At 70.9% G+C, this 16,820-nt stretch carries 16 protein-coding genes; 15 read left to right on the top strand and 1 reads right to left on the bottom strand.

The genetic code is table 11. The features are described 5' to 3' along the window. Positions 1-173: 173 nt before the first annotated feature. The 10 genes from OG430_RS08590 (at position 174) to OG430_RS08545 (ending at position 9,824) form a co-directional block, all read left to right on the top strand. The gene (locus tag OG430_RS08590) at positions 174-1,271 is read left to right on the top strand and encodes a type III polyketide synthase (RefSeq protein WP_327351836.1); all 1,098 of its coding nucleotides are present in this window, start codon (positions 174-176) and stop codon (positions 1,269-1,271) included. Beyond that, the gene (locus OG430_RS08585; protein ID WP_327351835.1) at positions 1,268-1,783 is read left to right on the top strand and encodes a cupin domain-containing protein; all 516 of its coding nucleotides are present in this window, start codon (positions 1,268-1,270) and stop codon (positions 1,781-1,783) included. Before OG430_RS08590 ends, OG430_RS08585 begins: the two co-directional genes overlap by 4 nt. An 11-nt stretch (positions 1,784-1,794) precedes the next feature. After that, positions 1,795-2,604: an NADPH-dependent FMN reductase gene (locus OG430_RS08580; protein ID WP_327351834.1), complete on the top strand. Its 810-nt coding sequence runs from the start codon at positions 1,795-1,797 to the stop codon at positions 2,602-2,604. A 66-nt stretch (positions 2,605-2,670) separates the two neighbouring features. Further along, positions 2,671-3,363, top strand: coding sequence for an O-methyltransferase (locus OG430_RS08575; protein ID WP_327351833.1), 693 nt, complete (start codon positions 2,671-2,673; stop codon positions 3,361-3,363). A 470-nt stretch (positions 3,364-3,833) separates the two neighbouring features. Continuing rightward, positions 3,834-5,042 (top strand): methionine adenosyltransferase, encoded by a 1,209-nt coding sequence (metK, locus tag OG430_RS08570; protein WP_327351832.1) that lies wholly within the window; start codon positions 3,834-3,836, stop codon positions 5,040-5,042. Between the two features lies 1 nt (position 5,043). After that, positions 5,044-6,084 carry a carbohydrate kinase family protein gene (locus tag OG430_RS08565; RefSeq protein ID WP_327351831.1) on the top strand — a complete coding sequence of 347 codons (1,041 nt, stop codon included), beginning with the start codon at positions 5,044-5,046 and terminating at the stop codon, positions 6,082-6,084. Next, entirely contained in the window at positions 6,081-7,004 is a 924-nt protein-coding gene (gene metF, locus OG430_RS08560; RefSeq protein WP_327351830.1) for a methylenetetrahydrofolate reductase [NAD(P)H], read from the top strand. The genes OG430_RS08565 and metF overlap by 4 nt, the downstream gene beginning before the upstream one ends. After that, positions 7,001-8,062 carry an acyl-CoA dehydrogenase family protein gene (locus OG430_RS08555; RefSeq protein WP_327351829.1) on the top strand — a complete coding sequence of 354 codons (1,062 nt, stop codon included), beginning with the start codon at positions 7,001-7,003 and terminating at the stop codon, positions 8,060-8,062. The genes metF and OG430_RS08555 overlap by 4 nt, the downstream gene beginning before the upstream one ends. Next, complete coding sequence (locus OG430_RS08550) at positions 8,049-9,617, top strand: acyl-CoA carboxylase subunit beta (RefSeq protein ID WP_327351828.1); 1,569 nt, start codon at positions 8,049-8,051, stop codon at positions 9,615-9,617. Before OG430_RS08555 ends, OG430_RS08550 begins: the two co-directional genes overlap by 14 nt. Positions 9,618-9,629: 12 nt before the next feature. Further along, the gene (locus OG430_RS08545) at positions 9,630-9,824 is read left to right on the top strand and encodes an acyl-CoA carboxylase epsilon subunit (protein WP_327351827.1); all 195 of its coding nucleotides are present in this window, start codon (positions 9,630-9,632) and stop codon (positions 9,822-9,824) included. Between the two features lie 28 nt (positions 9,825-9,852). Here the strand turns inward: OG430_RS08545 and OG430_RS08540 are convergent, their stop codons facing one another. Then, positions 9,853-11,052, bottom strand: coding sequence for an alanine--tRNA ligase-related protein (locus tag OG430_RS08540; protein ID WP_442816450.1), 1,200 nt, complete (start codon positions 11,050-11,052; stop codon positions 9,853-9,855). A 626-nt stretch (positions 11,053-11,678) separates the two neighbouring features. Between OG430_RS08540 and OG430_RS08535 the strand changes: the two genes are divergently transcribed. From OG430_RS08535 to OG430_RS08515, 5 genes are all read left to right on the top strand, one after another. Continuing rightward, on the top strand, positions 11,679-13,544 hold the full coding sequence (locus OG430_RS08535) for a phage tail sheath family protein (RefSeq protein WP_327351826.1): 1,866 nt from the start codon (positions 11,679-11,681) through the stop codon (positions 13,542-13,544). A 60-nt stretch (positions 13,545-13,604) separates the two neighbouring features. Further along, the gene (locus tag OG430_RS08530; protein ID WP_255979047.1) at positions 13,605-14,129 is read left to right on the top strand and encodes a phage tail protein; all 525 of its coding nucleotides are present in this window, start codon (positions 13,605-13,607) and stop codon (positions 14,127-14,129) included. A 113-nt stretch (positions 14,130-14,242) separates the two neighbouring features. Beyond that, on the top strand, positions 14,243-15,025 hold the full coding sequence (locus OG430_RS08525) for a T4 family baseplate hub assembly chaperone (protein WP_327351825.1): 783 nt from the start codon (positions 14,243-14,245) through the stop codon (positions 15,023-15,025). Continuing rightward, positions 15,018-15,788: a hypothetical protein gene (locus OG430_RS08520; protein ID WP_327351824.1), complete on the top strand. Its 771-nt coding sequence runs from the start codon at positions 15,018-15,020 to the stop codon at positions 15,786-15,788. Before OG430_RS08525 ends, OG430_RS08520 begins: the two co-directional genes overlap by 8 nt. A 45-nt stretch (positions 15,789-15,833) precedes the next feature. Next, entirely contained in the window at positions 15,834-16,805 is a 972-nt protein-coding gene (locus tag OG430_RS08515) for a DUF4255 domain-containing protein (RefSeq protein WP_327351823.1), read from the top strand. Positions 16,806-16,820: the final 15 nt, after the last annotated feature.

Raw genomic sequence — 16,820 nt, 5'->3', positions numbered from 1 at the left:
CATCCTTAACATCCCTGCTCCGTGCGGTGGTTGGTGACAGCGAAAGCCCCTAGGTGGCATCAAGTTCCCCCTTGCGGTTCGTCTTTCATCTTTGTTTCCCTGAAGCCACGCCGCCGGCCAGGGAATCACTTGACTCCCCGAGTGGGCCGGACGGCTCACCCGAGGAGACCGACTTGGCGACCATATGCAGGCCGGCCATTGCAGTTCCGGAAAACGTCATCACGATGGAAGAAACCCTCGAGATGGCGAAGCAGGTCCATTCCGGAAGCCCGCAGTTGCCGCTCGCCCTCCGCCTCATCACCAATACCGGAGTCCAGAAGCGGCACATCATCCAGCCGCTCGAACGCACCCTGCGCCACCCCGGGTTCGAGACCCGCAACAAGATCTACGAACGCGAGGCCAAACGCCGGGTGCCGCCCGTCGTCCAGCAGGCCCTCGCCAACGCCGAACTCACCGCCCGCGACATCGACGCGATCATCTACGTCTCGTGCACCGGGTTCATGATGCCGTCCATGACGGCCTGGCTCATCAACACGATGGGCTTTCGCACCGACACCCGGCAGATCCCCATCGCCCAGCTCGGCTGCGCCGCCGGAGCCGCGGCCATCAACCGCGCACACGACTTCTGCGTCGCCCACCCACGGGCCAACGTCCTCATCGTGGCCTGCGAGTTCTGTTCCCTCTGCTACCAGCCGACCGACGGCGACGTGGGCTCCCTGCTCTCCGACGGCCTGTTCGGCGACGCCGTCGCGGCCACCGTCGTACGCGGCGAGGGCGGCACCGGAGTGCACCTGGAGCGCAACGAGGCGTACCTGATCCCCGACACCGAGGAGTGGATCTCGTACGACGTGAAGGACACCGGCTTCCACTTCCGCCTGGACAAGCGGGTGCCCGGCACCATGGAACCCCTCGCGCCCGTCCTCAAGGACGTCGTGCGCCGGCAGAACTGGGACGTCCAGAACCTCGACTTCTACATCATCCACGCGGGCGGCCCGCGCATTCTCGACGACCTGTGCAAGTTCCTCGGGGTGGCTCCCGAAGAATTCCGTTTCAGTCGCACCACGCTCACTCAGTACGGAAATATCGCCAGTGCCGTGGTCCTCGATTCGCTGGCCCGCATGTTCGCCGAGAATGCCGTGACGGACGGGGCCCGTGGAATCATCGCGGGATTCGGTCCCGGAATCACCGCCGAAGTGGCCGTCGGGTCCTGGACGGTGCACGAGAGCGAGTTCCACTTCGAGGAAAAGCTGGCCGAGGCGGCCGCGATATGAGCGTCGACGGGCTCATCATTCCGCCGGGCCAGGGAAAGAAACTGGTGACCAAGGCGCACGAGGTCACCTTCAAGGTCACCGGAGAGCATTCGCGTACCGGATCCAGTTTCGAGGTCATCGTGCCACCCGGATTCGATGTCGGCGCGCACACGCACACCCGCAGCGAGGAGCTGTTCTACATCGTGGAGGGCGAGTTGGACGTCCTCGCCTTCGAGCCGCGGGACCGCACCGGCGACTGGGGCAGCTGGCAGTCGCCGTCCGGGGCCAAGCCGGTACGGGCGGGGGCGGGCAGCGTGCTCTTCGTGCCGCCCGGGTGCCCGCACGCCTTCGCCAACCGCACGGACACCCCGGTGAAGATGTTCTTCCAGGCCGCGCCGCCGCCCGATCACGAGGCGTACTTCGACCAGCTCCTGGAGATCTTCGCGGCCGGCGGCGAGATCGACGCCACCGCCGTGGAACGGCTGCGCGAGAAGTACGACATCCAGCAGATCACGCCCCTGACCTACGGCTGATCCCGTCCCGAGTGACGGCCGCATCCGCCCCCGACCGACGGCTGATCCCGAAGGGCCATGTCATGTCCCGCATCCTCGCGATCTCCGGGTCCCTGCGCAGGGACTCCTTCAACACCCGTCTGCTCCAGGCCATCGAGCCCCTCGCCCCGGAGGGGATGGAGTTCGAGACGTACGACGGACTCGCCGAAGTCCCCCTCTTCAACGAGGACCTGGACACCGATCCGGCGCTGCCCGCGGTGGCGCGCTGGCGCGAGGCGATCCGTCGCGCGGACGGCCTGGTCATCGCCACGCCCGAGTACAACCACTCGGTGCCCGGCGTCCTCAAGAACGCCATCGACTGGGCCTCACGCCCGCACGGCCGTGGCACCCTCACCGGCAAGGGCATCTGCGTCCTCGTCGCCACACTCGGCCGCCTCAAGGGCTTCAGGGGCCTCAGCGACACCAGCAGGATCCTCGCGGAACTCGGCAACCTCGTCATCGCCGAACCTGAGGTCGTGGTCTCCTCGGCGCCCAGCGCCCTGATCACCGGCCCCGACGGCGCCGTACGCCTCACCGACGAGACCGCCGCCACCCTCATCACCATCCAGCTGGAAGCGCTCGCCGACGTCGTCAAGACCCAGGCCGCGACCAGCGCCCGCGAGGCCGTCGCCCGCAACCAACTCCTCCTGGACCGGCTGCAGTTCTACCCCTACGTCGTCCGTGCCCTGGCCGACGGCGCCACCGACCCGGCGGTCATGGAACGCCTCACCGCGGCGGGACTCGCGCCGCACACCGTCACGGAATGGCTCGCCGAGGCCCGCGGCGCCGGCCGTTCGGCCTGACGGCCCGGCCGCCGCACGATCCCGTCCGTTCACCGACCGATCCACCGACAGCGAAGGACACCACCCATGCCCAGCACCGTGCACACCCGCGGTCTGCACGACCCCGCCGTCCGCAAGGTCCTCGACCGGCTCTTCGCCGAGGCCGTCGCGGACGAGGCCAAGACGCCGAGCGTCGCCGGCACCCTGACCGCCTGGAAGGGCGAGCCCAGCGCGGAGGAGCTCCGCCGGATCTCCGTGGACGTCGCGCACGACGCCCTGCTGCCCGTCCCACCCGAGGTCGGCACGCTCCTCTACCAGCTGGTACGCGCCACCGGCGCGACCACGGTCGTCGAGTACGGCACGTCGTACGGCATCTCGACCATCCACCTGGCGGCCGCGGTCCGCGACAACGGCGGCGGCCTGGTCATCGGCTCCGAACTCAACGAGACCAAGGCGAAGATCGCCGCTGCCAACATCGCCGAGGCAGGTCTCGACGCGTACGCCGAGGTCCGCGTCGGCGACGCCCGCGAGACCCTGCCCCAAGTACCGGGCCCCATCGGCCTGTTGCTCCTGGACGGCTGGACCCCGCTCTTCCATGGCGTCCTCAAGCTGCTCGAACCCAAGCTGACCACCGGGTCCGTCGTCGTCGCCGACGACACCAACCTGTTCCCCGAGAAGCTCACCGACTACTTCGCCCACGTGCGCGGCGCCGACAGCGGCTACACCTCTACGCCGCTGCCCCTCGGCGACGGACTCGAACTCTCGGTCCGCACCGCGTAGGCCCCCCAGGACCGGAGGGCGTCGTCACTCCCCTTCAACGGCGCCCTCCGCCCCTAGGTCCTGTCTTCAAACTCCCGCCTGCCCCGCGACGCCCGGCACGCACTCTCGCCGCACCGGGCGAAAGCCCAAGTACGTCCAGTACGAGGACTTCCACCCGGCACGCCGAGAGCACGCACCAGACGCCGCAAGGCCGCCCTTCGGGCGACGACGGGAGTTTGAAGACACGCCCTAGGGCCTGTCTTCAAACTCCCGCCTGCCCCGCGACGCCGCAGTGACATCAGCTGCTGCCGCAGCGGGCGCACTCTCGCCGCACCGGGCGAAAGCCCGAGTACGTCCAGTACGAGGGCTTCCGCCCGGCACGCCGAGAGCACGCACCGGACGCCGCGGGGCCGCCCTTCGGGCGACGACGGGAGTTTGAAGACAGGCCCTAGCCCCCCCCAGCCAGCAGCCGCTGCAACCCCAGGAGCGCCGTGTCCCGCCGTCTGTTCACCTCCGAATCCGTCACCGAGGGCCACCCCGACAAGATCGCCGACCAGATCAGCGACACGATTCTCGACGCGCTGCTGCGGGACGATCCGACGTCCCGCGTCGCCGTGGAGACCCTGATCACCACCGGCCAGGTCCATGTGGCCGGCGAGGTCACCACCACGGCCTACGCGCCGATCGCCCAGCTGGTCCGGGACAAGATCCTCGACATCGGCTACGACTCCTCCGCCAAGGGCTTCGACGGCGCCTCCTGCGGGGTGTCGGTGTCGATCGGCACCCAGTCGCCCGACATCGCGCAGGGCGTCGACACCGCGTACGAGCAGCGTGTCTCCGGCGCGAGTGACCTGCTCGACGAACAGGGCGCCGGCGACCAGGGGTTGATGTTCGGGTACGCGTGCGACGAGACCCCCGGCCTCATGCCGTTGCCGATCCACCTCGCCCACCGGCTCTCCCGGCGGCTGACCGCCGTGCGCAAGGACGGCACCGTCGCCTACCTGCGCCCGGACGGCAAGACGCAGGTCACCATCGAGTACCTGGGCAGCCGCCCGGTCCGCCTGGACACGGTCGTCGTGTCCTCGCAGCACGCCGCCGGCATCGATCTGGCGGGGCTCCTGACTCCCGACGTGCGACACCACGTCGTCGAGCACGTCCTGGCCGAACTCACCGACGAGGGCCTCAAGTTGGAGACCGAGGGGTACCGGCTGCTGGTCAACCCCACCGGCCGCTTCGAGATCGGCGGCCCGATGGGCGACGCGGGCCTGACCGGCCGCAAGATCATCATCGATACCTACGGCGGCATGGCCCGGCACGGCGGCGGTGCCTTCTCCGGCAAGGACCCCTCCAAGGTCGACCGCTCGGCGGCCTACGCGATGCGCTGGGTCGCCAAGAACGTCGTCGCGGCCGGGCTGGCCGAGCGCTGCGAGGTCCAGGTCGCGTACGCGATCGGCAAGGCCGAGCCCGTCGGCCTGTTCATCGAGACCTTCGGCACCGCCGCCGTCGCCCAGCACGTCATCGAGAAGGCCGTCCACGAGGTCTTCGACCTCCGCCCGGCCGCGATCATCCGCGACCTCGACCTACTGCGCCCGATCTACGCACAGACAGCCGCGTACGGCCACTTCGGCCGCGAACTCCCCGAGTTCACCTGGGAGAAGACCGACCGCGTCGACGCGCTGCGCACGGCCGCGGGGGTGTGAGATGCGCATCGCCGTCACCGGCTCCGTCGCCACCGACCACCTGATGAGCTTCCCCGGCCACTTCAGCGACCAGCTCCTGCCCGATCAACTCGCCCATGTCTCACTGTCGTTCCTCGTCGACAGCCTCGACGTCCGTCCCGGCGGTGTCGCCGCCAACATCGCCTACGGTCTCGCCCGGCTGGGCCATCGCCCGCTGCTCGTCGGTTCCGTGGGCGCCGACTTCGAGGCCCACGGCGCCGAACTGGCCCACCTCGGCGTTGACATGACGGCCCTCCACGTGTCCTCCGCACGGCACACCGCACGCTTCATGTGCACCACCGACGAGGCGGGCAACCAGCTCGCCTCGTTCTACACCGGCGCCATGGCGGAAGCCTCGTCGATCGACCTGGCCGAGGCGGTAGGCGGTCACGGCGGCGTCGACCTCGTGCACATCGGGGCGGACGACCCCGACGCCATGTCCCTGCACACCCGGGCCTGCCGGGCCCTCGGCATCCCGTTCGCCGCCGACCCCTCGCAGCAACTGGCCCGTCTCGACGGCCCGGCGATCCGCCATCTCGTCCACGAGGCCCGGCTGTTGTTCACCAACGAGTACGAACGGGCGCTGCTGCTCGACAAGACCGGCTGGCACGAACGGGACGTGCTGACCCGGGTCGGGACGTGGATCACCACCCGGGGCGCCAAGGGCAGCGTCGTCGAGCGCTGCGGGGAGCCCGCGGTGGAAGTCCCGGCCGTGGCCGTCGCGGACGCCGTGGACCCGACGGGCGTCGGCGACGCGTACCGGGCGGGATTCCTGTCGGCGACCGCACACGGACACGACCCGGTCACCGCGGCCCAACGGGGCTCCGCACTCGCCTCGTTCGCCCTGCGCCACCTCGGCACCCAGACGTACGACCCCACCGAGACCCAGCTGCACGAGGCGCTCGCCGCGACCTACGGACCGGAGGCGGCGGCCGGGCCTCCCGCGCCGCACGCCGCGGCGGATCAGACGACAGCGGCTCAGACCACGGCGACCCGGTCCGCGACGACCCGGGCGCCACGATGACGACCGCCACGGTCGAACGGCCGACCCTCACCGCGGCGTTGCGCGCCGGCCGGCGCTCGTACTCCTTCGAGTTCTTCCCGCCCAAGACACCCAAGGGCGAACGCCTCCTGTGGGACACGGTGCGCCGCGTCGAAGCCGTGCACCCCACCTTCGTCTCGGTCACCTACGGAGCCGGCGGCTCCTCACGCGCACGCACCGTGCACCTCACCCGGCGCATCGCCCTGGAAACCACGCTGCGCCCCGTCGCCCACCTCACCGCCGTCGGCCACTCCGTCGCCGAGCTCCGGCAGATCATCGGCGCGTACGCCGACGCCGGCATCCGCGACGTCCTCGCCGTACGCGGCGACCCGCCCGGCGATCCCCGGGCAGCGTGGACCCGCCACCCCCAAGGCCTCGCCCACGCCGCCGACTTGGTGCGCCTGGTCCGCTCGTGCGGCGACTTCTCCGTCGGCGTCGCCGCCTTCCCCGAGCGCCATCCCCGCTCCGCCACCTGGGACGAGGACATCCGCCACTTCGTGGCCAAGTGCCGGGCGGGCGCGGACTACGCCATCACCCAGATGTTCTTCCGGGCCGAGGACTACTTCCGGCTGCGCGACCGGCTCACCGCCGCCGGCTGCGACACCCCGGTCATCCCGGAGATCATGCCGGCCACCGACGTACGCCAGATCCGCCGCTTCGCCGAACTCAGCGACGCCACCTTCCCCGAAGACCTCGCATCCCGCCTCGACGCGGCCCGCCACGACCCGGCCCTCGCCCACCGCATCGGCGTCGACCACGCCACCGACCTGGCCCAACGCCTCCTGGACGGCGAGGCACCCGGCCTGCACTACATCACCCTCAACCACTGCGGTGCCGCCCTCGACATCCACCGGGGGCTGCGCCTGCCCACGACCGACGACCTCCTGGAGGTGGCACCGTGACCGCAGCGACGCTCTCGGCCCGCGCCCGCGAGGCGGCCCGCACGGCCGCCGCGCACACCCGGTCCGCCGAGACGGAGCGGGTCCTGCACCCCGAAGTGGCCCAGGCCCTCGTATCCGCCGGATTCGCCCGGCACTTCGTCCCCGCACGCTGGGGCGGCAGCGCCGGCGGCCACCTGGAAGCCACGCTCGCCACCGCGGCAGTGGGCCGCTCCTGCGCCTCGGCGGCCTGGTGCGCGTCGGTCATCGCGTACGGCTCCCGCATGGCCCTGGCCCTCCCCGAGCAAGGCCGAAGCGACCTCTGGTCGGCCGGCCCCGACACGGTGGTCGTCGCCGGACTGCAGCCGACGGGCCGCACCGAGCCCGCGCCGGGCGGCCGGCGGATCAGCGGCCGCTGGTCCTACGTCAGTGCGGTGGCTCACTGCGACTGGGCGCTCGTCTCGGCCCCGGTGGACGAGGACGGCGCGCTCGATCCCGGCCGCCGCTTCTTCGCCCTGCCCCGCGCGCAGTTCACGGTCGAGGACACCTGGCACACCCTCGGCATGCGCGGCACCGGCAGCAACACCGTGGCCGTGGACGACGTCTTCGTCCCCGCGCACCGCACCTTCCGCGCCGAGGACCTCGAACGACCCCCCGTCCCGCTGCCCGCGGTGGCGGGGCTGACCTTCGCACCCCCGCTCGTCGGCGCGGCCCAGGCCGCGCTGGCGGTCGCCGCCCAGGAACTCCCGCCGAGCGTCGAACTGGTCCGCGCGGCGGGCGACACCAGGCTCGCCCTGAGCCTGCTCACCCGCGTCGCGGCCAACGCCGACGCCCATCCCGCGGGCGAGCGGCCCGACTGGCAGACCTGGTCCCTGTGGGACTGCGCCCGCGCCGCCGAACTCGCCAAGTCCGCCGTCGACCGCCTCATCGAGGCGATGGGCACGCGCGCCTACGCCGACGGCCATCCCGTGCAGCAGGTCTGGCGCGACCTCCGCACGGGCGCCAGCCACGTCCGCCTCCGGCCCGAACTCGCCGCGGCCGCCTGCTACCCCGCACTCAAGGACCTCCATGACCCGCACTGAACCAAGCACCCGCCCCGGCCCGGTCGCCGAACTGCACGAGATCCGTGAGCTCGCCTTGGCCGGGCCCGGCGAGAAGGCGACGGAGACGCAGCACGCCAAAGGCAAGCTGACGGCGCGTGAGCGGATTGAACTGCTGCTGGATCAGGGCTCGTTCAGGGAGGTCGAGCAGTTACGTCGGCATCGGGCGACGGGTTTTGGCCTGGAGAGCAAGAAGCCGTACACCGATGGTGTGATCACGGGTTGGGGGACGGTCGAGGGCCACACGGTCTTCGTGTACGCGCATGACTTCCGGATCTTTGGTGGTGCGTTGGGCGAGGCCCATGCCACGAAGATCCACAAGATTATGGACATGGCGATCGCGGCGGGTGCGCCGTTGGTGTCGCTGAACGACGGTGCCGGCGCCCGTATCCAGGAGGGTGTTTCCGCGCTGGCCGGTTATGGCGGGATCTTCCAGCGCAACACCCGGGCGTCCGGGGTGATCCCGCAGATCAGCGTCATGCTCGGTCCGTGTGCGGGCGGCGCGGCGTACTCGCCCGCCTTGACGGATTTCGTGTTCATGGTGCGTGAGACCTCGCAGATGTTCATCACGGGTCCCGATGTGGTGAAGGCCGTGACGGGTGAGGAGATCACGCAGAACGGGCTCGGTGGCGCGGACGTGCACGCCGAGACCTCGGGCGTCGCGCACTTCGCGTACGACGACGAAGAGACCTGCATCGCCGAGGTCCGCTACCTCCTGACGATGCTCCCCTCCAACAGTCGCGAGATGCCTCCTGGCTTCCCGGGCGACGACCGGCCGGACCGCCCCACCCCCTTGCTGCGCGACCTGGTCCCGTCCGACCCGAGCGCCGCGTACGACATGCACAAGGTCATGGCCGAACTCGTCGATGACGGCGAGTACTTGGAGATCCATGAGCGCTGGGCGCGCAACATCGTGTGCGCCCTGGCCCGGCTCGACGGTGAGGTCGTCGGGATCGTCGCCAACCAACCCCAGGCCCTGGCAGGCGTGCTGGACATCGAAGCCTCCGAGAAGGCGGCCCGCTTTGTGCAGATGTGCGACGCGTTCAACATCCCCCTCGTCACTCTCCTGGACGTCCCCGGCTTCCTGCCCGGCGTCGACCAGGAACACGGCGGGATCATCCGCCACGGCGCCAAGCTCCTCTACGCCTACTGCAACGCCACCGTCCCGAGGATCTCCCTGATTCTCCGCAAGGCGTATGGGGGTGCGTACATCGTCATGGACTCCCAGTCCATCGGCGCGGACCTCACCTACGCCTGGCCCACCAACGAGATCGCCGTCATGGGCGCCGAGGGCGCTGCCAACGTCATCTTCCGCCGCCAGATCGCCGAGGCCACCGACCCCGACGCCATGCGGGCCCGCATGGTCAAGGAGTACAAGGCCGAACTGATGCACCCGTACTACGCGGCCGAACGCGGCCTCGTCGACGACGTCATCGACCCCGCCGAGACCCGGGACGTGCTGATCTCGTCCCTGGCCATGCTCCGCAACAAACACGCTGACCTGCCCGTGCGCAAGCACGGCAACCCGCCCCAATAGGAGGTGGCCGGGATGAGCCCGACCTTCGTACGTGTGGAGAAGGGACACGCGGAGCCCGAGGAGGTCGCCGCCCTCACTGCGGCTCTCCTCGCCCGGGCTGCCGCGCACCACGCACCTGCCCGGGGCCGCCGGGCGCGGGCCAAGGCCGGCTGGCGCCGCCTGGAGCGCACCGCGGGGTTCCGGTCCCCGTGCAGCTGGCAGGGCTGACCACGGACGGCCGACGCGTGCGGGCCGCTCACCCCGTCTCGGTGAGCAGCCCGTCGACGAGCTCGCGCGGCAGGCCGTGCGTCTGGTGCAGATAGTCGTAGTCGTCCTGGCCCAGGGAGCCGTCGTACCCGTGCCGCGACAGGACGAGGCGGCCGCGCTCCAGGAGCTTCCGGAAGCGCTGCTCCTCGCCGCCGAGCACGTCCAGTACGTCGCGTACGTCACCGACCTCGCACGACTGACGGAAGTGGTCCAGGGTGTGCTCGACGAGCTCCCGGGGCAGGTCGGTCAGCGTGCGCGACGGATCGCCTCGCCAGAGCAGCGTCAACAGGCGCCGGACCAGGCGGCGCAGCACATAGCCGCGTCCCGTGTTGGACGGCCGGACGCCGTCGCCGACGACCGTGATGCCGGAACGCAGATGGTCGCAGACCACGCGCAGCGAGGTCTCGTCCAGGGACCAGAGCCCGGGCAGGGTCCGCATCCACGGTTCGAAGAGATCGCTCTCGAAGACCGAGCTCTTGCCCTGCAGGACGCTGACCAGGCGTTCCAGGCCCATGCCCGTGTCGATGCCCGACTGGCGCAGCGTTTCGAGGCTGCCGTCCTCGTGGCGCCGGTAGCGCATCATCACGTGGTTCCACACCTCGACCCAGCGCGGATCGGTGGTCGGCGTGGACTGCGGCGGGCCCTCGCCGGTCCACAGGAAGATCTCCGAGTCGGGTCCGCAGGGGCCGGTGGGGCCGTTGGACCACCAGTTGTCCTCCCGGGTGAGCTCCACCGGGACGCCGAGGTCGGTCCAGGTCTCCAGGGACCGTTCGTCGGGGCCGACCTGGTCGTCGCCGCCGAAGACGGTGACGTACAGCCGGTCCTGCTCGATCCCGAAGCCCTCGCGCAGCAGCCGGTGGCCCCAGCGCAGGCTCTGCGGGCCGTCGTAGTCGCCGAGCGACCAGGAGCCGAGCATCTGGAAGACGGTCAGATGGGTGGGGTCGCCGACCTCGTCGAGATCGCTGGTGCGCAGACAGCGCTGTACGTTGACGAGCCGGCGGCCCAGCGGATGCGGGCGGCCCTCCAGGTACGGCGTCAGCGGGTGCATGCCCGCCGTGGTGAAGAGCACCGGGTCGCCGGGCGGCGGGATGAGGGAGCTGCCCGTGATGCGGTGGTGCCCCTGGTCGCGGTAGAAGTCGAGGAACGTGCTCAGGGTCTGCTCGGTGGTCAGGGTGCTCATGGGGTTCATGGCGGTGGGATCCTTCGGGTTCGGTTCGGGGGAACCGGAAAGAGCCACCGCGCACAGGCCCCTGCGGAGGGGCGCTGAACTGCGAAGAGTCGTCGAACGACGAACCGGCGGCCGTTTCCGGTCGCCGGGGGAGTGGAGAAGGTCAGGCAGCGGCGGCCGGCGAGCTGGTAGCTCGTGCGGCTGCTGCGTGGCTGCGATGGATGACCTTCATGCCCTCCACGGTAACAGGGCGCGTCAGGCCGGTCACCCGAATTGATCGTGGCCGGACCGGTGACCGAACGCGTGGCCGAAAAGCGTCCACGCCTTGAGACGGCGGGGGTTGCTCCAGGTCAGGTGAAGATGCTGATTTTCCTCTTCACACGACCTCCTCCTGACGTGACCGGAAGATGCCTTGTTCCTCAACTCACCCGCAACTAATACTTCGTTGAGCACTTACGCATCAGGAGTCACAAGCGCATTGCTTGGTCCGGGCGGCCAACCGCCCGGGCACTGACGGGGGAAACTGATGAGGCGTGCATGACCTGACGCGCCCTGCGCGCGGTCCGCCATGCGCGCCTTTCTTGAGCGCCTCCCTCTGCCGTCTCTTGGTGCCTTCACCAGGTGCCTGAGAAGGGATAGGAGGGGGAATGCCGACGAATGCAGTGAGCGCCGCCAAGCCGACATATCCCGGCGTATACGTCGAAGAGCTTCCCAGCAGTGTCCGTACCATCTCGACCGTCACCACCTCGGTGACCGCGTTCGTGGGTCACACCCGGCGCGGCCCGCTGAACGAACCGGTGCGGGTCACCAGCTTCACCGAGTTCGAGCGCCGCTTCGGCGGCCTGAGCTCGCAAAGTGCCGTCGGCTACGCGGTGCACCAGTTCTTCGGCAACGGCGGCACGGTCGCCGTGATCGTCCGCGTCACCAAGGCGGGCAGCGGCAAGGCCGCCTGCGTCACCCTGGAGTCCACCGAGGGCCACAGCGAGTGCCCGGTCCTCGAAGTGCACGCCAAGGAGCCCGGCCACTGGGGCAACGGGCTGCGCGTCGCCGTCGACTACGACACCCCGTGCCCGGACGACGAGTTCAACCTGCGGGTCTACGACGCCCGCGGCGGCGCCCGCGAGGCCTTCACCGGCCTGTCCATGGACGCCTCGCACGGCCGTTACGCCCCGACCGTCATCAACGCGGGCTCCCGCCTGATCCGCGTCGACGTCGTCGGCGAGGGCCGGCCCGACCCCTCGGGCACCGTCTCCAAGCCGTTCGGGCACGAACTGCCCAACCTGGCCGTCGACTTGACGGTCAAGATCGGCGAGGTCGAGCGCGAGTTCACGCTGTACGACCCCGAGTGCGACGGCGAGGCCCCGTGCAACGTCGCCGAGCTCGCGCTGCTCCTGGAGCGCAAGCTGCGGGCCCTGCCCGACGCCCCCGGCAAGCACGCCTTCGCGGGCGCCGAGGTCACCGCCTTCGGCCGCCGCATCCAGGTGGTCGCGGGCTCCACCGACCCCGAGGACGTCGTACGGTTCCTCGGCGAGTGCGCCAACGACCTGGGCCTCGAAGGCTCGGTCAACCCGCCGGTGTTCCCGCTCGAGGGCGGCGAGGACGGCGAGGCGCCGGGTCCCCGCGACCTCATCGGCTCCGAGGCCGGCAAGACCGGCATCCAGGCGCTGCGCGGCGAGGACGACGTCAACCTCCTCGTGCTGCCCGAGCTGGCGGCGTACGAGAACACCGAGGACGCGATCACAGTCGTCTCGGCGGCGCAGCGGCTCTGCCAGGAGCGGCGGATCTTCCTCCTCGTCGACGCCCCGAACTCCTGGGGCAGCGTCGACGCGGCGCGCGCGGGCCTCGCGGCCTTCGAGCAGGTGCGCGGCAACCACGCGGGCCTGTACTTCCCGCAGCTGCAGCTCACCGACCCGCTCACCGGACGGCTCCGCTCCTTCCCGCCGTCGGGCGCCGTCGCGGGTGTGTTCGCCCGTACGGACGCCGAGCGCGGCGTGTGGAAGGCGCCGGCCGGCACCGAGGCACGGCTCGCCGGGGTGCACTCCCTCGCGGTCAAGCTCACCGACCGCGAGAGCGGCCTGCTCAACCCGCTGGGCGTGAACTGCCTGCGGACCTTCCCGATGGTCGGCCCGACCGTCTGGGGCGCCCGCACCCTTGAGGGCTCCGACGCCCTAGACAGCGAGTGGAAGTACGTACCCGTGCGGCGCCTCGCGCTGCATGTCGAGGAGAGCCTCCAACGCGGCCTGCAGTGGGTCGTGTTCGAGCCCAACGACGAGAACCTGTGGCAGCAGATCCGCCTCAGCGCCTCCTCGTACCTGCACAACCTCTTCCGCCAGGGCGCCTTCAAGGGCGGCACTCCGCGCGAGGCGTACTTCGTCAAGTGCGACCACGACACCACGACGGACGAGGACATCGCGAACGGCGTGGTGAACGTCCTGGTCGGCATCGCGCCGGTCAAGCCCGCCGAGTTCGTGATCGTCAAGATCCAGCAGACGTCCGGGCAGTTCGAGCTCTGAGGGGCCTCGAGCTCTGAAGGCCTCAGAACCTCGACAGCATGGAGAGCGTGAAGGAATCCGATGGCTGAGTTCAACGTCAACGCCCATCGCTTCGACCCCTACAAGAACTTCAAGTTCCTGGTCCTGTGGGACGGTCGTACGGTCGCGGGCATCAGCAAGATCAGTCCGCTGAAGCGGACCACCGAGGTCGTCAAGCACCGGCACGGCGGCGACCCGAGCTCCCCGCGCAAGTCGCCGGGCCGCTCCGAGTTCGAGGGCATCACGCTGGAGCGCGGGGTCACCCACGACCCCGAGTTCGACCGCTGGGCCAACAAGGTCTGGCAGGTCGGGGCCGGTCTCGGCTCCGAGGTGTCCCTTGCCGACTTCCGCAAGGACATCGTCATCCAGGTCCTCAACGAGGCCGGACAGGTCGCCGTCTCGCACAAGCTCTACCGGACCTGGCCCAGCGAGTACCAGGTCCTCGGCGAGCTGGACGCCAACGCCAACGCGGTGGCCATCCAGTCGCTGAAGCTCGAGTGCGAGGGCTGGGAGCGCGACTACGAGGTGCCCGAGCCCGAGGAGCCCTCCTTCCTCAACCCGGCCTGACCTAGGTCGAGTTGAGCGACTTGCACCACCGGTCGCGGCGCTCGCCGCGACTGCACCACATCGGTTGAACTCCACCGCACGGGCGGCGGCACGGGCACGGAACGGGGGCGGGTATGACGGTCACTCAGGCCGGCGACCTCCTGGCGACATGGGAGGCGGGGCTCGGGCACGACGGCCCCGGCCGCGCCCTGCTCCTGCACCGCGCCGCCCGCCCCGAGCTCGACGGCGCCGGCCCCGATGGCGCTGCCCTGCTCGCGCTGCCGGTCGGCGCCCGCGAGGCCGACCTGTTCGCGCTGCGCCGGGCCCTGTTCGGCGAGCGCATGCAGGTCAGGCTCGACTGCTCGGCCTGCGGCGCGGACATGGAATTCGACCTGGACGCGGGGGAGTTCGCCCGTTCCCTGCGCCCGCCGGACCAGCCGGTGGTGCAACTCACCGAGGGTGGCTGGGACGTCGCGTTCCGGGTGCCGACCGTCGCCGACCTGACAGCGGCGGCCCGGCACCCGGACGCGGCACTCTTCGCCGACGGGGCGCGGCGGGCGCTGCTTGCCCGGTGTGTCGTCTCGGCCGTGCGCGACGGAGTCGCCGTCGCCGTGGACGTACCGGATGTGCTGGAAGTCCTGCCGGAATCCGTACAGCGCAAGATCTCAGAGGCAGCCGAGGCCGTCGATCCGGCCGCCGACGTGACGCTCAACATCAACTGCCCGGAGTGCGACGCCGCCACCCGGGCCGAACTCGACATCGCCTCCTACCTGTGGACGGAGCTGGACGCCTGGGCGCGCGACGTCCTGCTCGACGTCCATCTGCTCGCCACCGCCTACGGCTGGAGCGAGCCGGAGATCCTGGCGCTCAGCCCGCTGCGGCGCCGCTACTACCTGGAGCTGTGTGCGGATGCCTGAGACCGAGGGCGCACCGGGGGGCGAGTCCCCGGACGCCGCCTCCCCTTCGGACTACTTCGACCGGCTGCTCGCCCGGCACACCCGGGGTGCCACGCCGCGCGCCGGGGTGGCCCGGGTGCGACCGCGCCTCGCCGGGCCCTTCGAGCGGGTCGAGGCGGTGCGCGGCGCGGGGCTCGTGGAGGCGGACGGGGCCGAGCCGCTGTGGCCGTCGACCGCTCAATCACCGGTCCAGCAGGGCGAGTTGGGCCGGATGGAACGCGAGGTCCGGTTCCACTCGGAGCGCGAGCGCACCGTCGTACGCGCCGAACCGGCCCCCGCTCCCGCGCCGCTCACCCCGCGTCCGTCGACCGCCGTGACGCCCGCGGTGCCCCTGCTGCGGCCCGCCGCCGCGCCGGTGCCGCGCGCCCTGCCCGACACCTCGCGCCGCGCCGCGGCCCGGGAACGTACCGCCGTCCGGCCGTCCCAGAGCGCGGCCTCCGCGCCCGTCCCCCCGGGTGCGGACGCCGCAGCCGCCGCCGTGCCCGCCCCCCTTCGGCCCAGTGCCGTGGACACGGCGGCGGCACGGGACGCGGCCCGTCAGTCCTCGGGTCGGCGCGGCGCGCGCGGCGGCGAACAGGTGGTGCACGTGCAGATCGGACGGCTCGAGGTCACCGCGGCCGGCGCCGCGCCGGCAGCCGGCGGCCGGGGACCGGGGCAGGCCCCGGGGAGGCAGGGCGCGACGGTGAGCCTGCAGGACTACCTGGCACGGGGGCGTGACGCATGAACGTACGACCTGACGTACTGAACGAGGGACTGAGGAACTGACGCCATGAGCAACGCACTCGCACTCGCCCACGTCACCCAGGCCCTCGCCCTGCTGATCGAGGACAACCTGCAGCCCGAGATCGACATCGCGGTCAACGTCGAGCCGCGCAAGCCGCCGGCCGACCCGCCGACCGACCCCACCATCACCGTGTTCCTCTACCAGGTCACGCCCAACACCTCGCAGCGCAACAACGACCTGCCGACCCGGGCCTCCGACGGCACGCTCCTCAAGCGCCCGGCCGCCGCGCTCGATCTGCACTTCGTGATCAGCGCGTACGGCGACGAGACGACGCTGGTGGGGCAGCGGCTCATCGGCTCCGTGGTGCGCACGCTGCACGAGATACCCATCCTGCCCAAGGACATGATCGAACTGGCCGGTGAGAAGCCCTACTTGGCGGGCAGCGACCTGGCCGATGCGGTCCAGAAGGTGCGATTCACACCGACCGTGATGGACATCGACGAGACGTCGAAGCTGTGGGGGATGCTGCACCAGACGCCGTACTCGCTGTCGGTGGTGTACCAGGCGGCGCTCGTCTTCATCGAGGGCCGCGAGGTGCCCGTCCCGGCCAAGCCGGTGGAACGGCACACGGTGAAGGTGCTGCCGTTCGGGGCGCCGGGGGCGCCCGAGCGGCCGGTGGTCGGGGCCGATGCGGACGCCGGTGCCGGTGCGGGTGCGGGTGTGGGGTCGGGCTCCGGATCGGCTTTCGACGGCGGTACGTCGACGGGTTCGGGCCGCGCCTCGGGTGCCGGCCCCGCTTCGGCCGAGGTCGCCCTGCCCGCGCAGGCCGGGACGTCCGCCAACGCCACGACCAAGGCGGTGGCCAAGGCACCCGCGAAGGCGCCGGCGAAGACGACCGCCAAGGCGCCGGCCCGCGCGCGCAAGACCGCTGCCGCGCGTGGCGCCGCCGCGAAGAACAACGCGGAGCCCGACGCCCCGAAGGCCGAGGGTGCGGGCGCCGAGGGCGCGGAGAGCTGAGGCGGCGTGCGGATA

It is taken from the genome of Streptomyces sp. NBC_01304 (assembly GCF_035975855.1).
In the GTDB taxonomy this organism is placed as follows: domain Bacteria; phylum Actinomycetota; class Actinomycetes; order Streptomycetales; family Streptomycetaceae; genus Streptomyces.
Note: the sequence above shows the minus strand (reverse complement) of the source record. Positions and strands in the feature narration are given on the sequence as shown.

Bases quoted from the DNA above. Each gene is read 5' to 3' on its own strand.
- OG430_RS08585 (WP_327351835.1), top strand. From the start codon at position 1,268: ATGAGCGTCGACGGGCTCATCATTCCGCCGGGCCAGGGAAAGAAACTG.
- OG430_RS08575 (WP_327351833.1), top strand. From the start codon at position 2,671: ATGCCCAGCACCGTGCACACCCGCGGTCTGCACGACCCCGCCGTCCGC.
- OG430_RS08565 (WP_327351831.1), top strand. From the start codon at position 5,044: ATGCGCATCGCCGTCACCGGCTCCGTCGCCACCGACCACCTGATGAGC.
- metF (WP_327351830.1), top strand. From the start codon at position 6,081: ATGACGACCGCCACGGTCGAACGGCCGACCCTCACCGCGGCGTTGCGC.
- OG430_RS08550 (WP_327351828.1), top strand. From the start codon at position 8,049: ATGACCCGCACTGAACCAAGCACCCGCCCCGGCCCGGTCGCCGAACTG.
- OG430_RS08545 (WP_327351827.1), top strand. From the start codon at position 9,630: ATGAGCCCGACCTTCGTACGTGTGGAGAAGGGACACGCGGAGCCCGAG.
- OG430_RS08540 (WP_442816450.1), bottom strand. From the start codon at position 11,052: ATGAACCCCATGAGCACCCTGACCACCGAGCAGACCCTGAGCACGTTC.
- OG430_RS08535 (WP_327351826.1), top strand. From the start codon at position 11,679: ATGCCGACGAATGCAGTGAGCGCCGCCAAGCCGACATATCCCGGCGTA.
- OG430_RS08530 (WP_255979047.1), top strand. From the start codon at position 13,605: ATGGCTGAGTTCAACGTCAACGCCCATCGCTTCGACCCCTACAAGAAC.
- OG430_RS08525 (WP_327351825.1), top strand. From the start codon at position 14,243: ATGACGGTCACTCAGGCCGGCGACCTCCTGGCGACATGGGAGGCGGGG.
- OG430_RS08520 (WP_327351824.1), top strand. From the start codon at position 15,018: ATGCCTGAGACCGAGGGCGCACCGGGGGGCGAGTCCCCGGACGCCGCC.
- OG430_RS08515 (WP_327351823.1), top strand. From the start codon at position 15,834: ATGAGCAACGCACTCGCACTCGCCCACGTCACCCAGGCCCTCGCCCTG.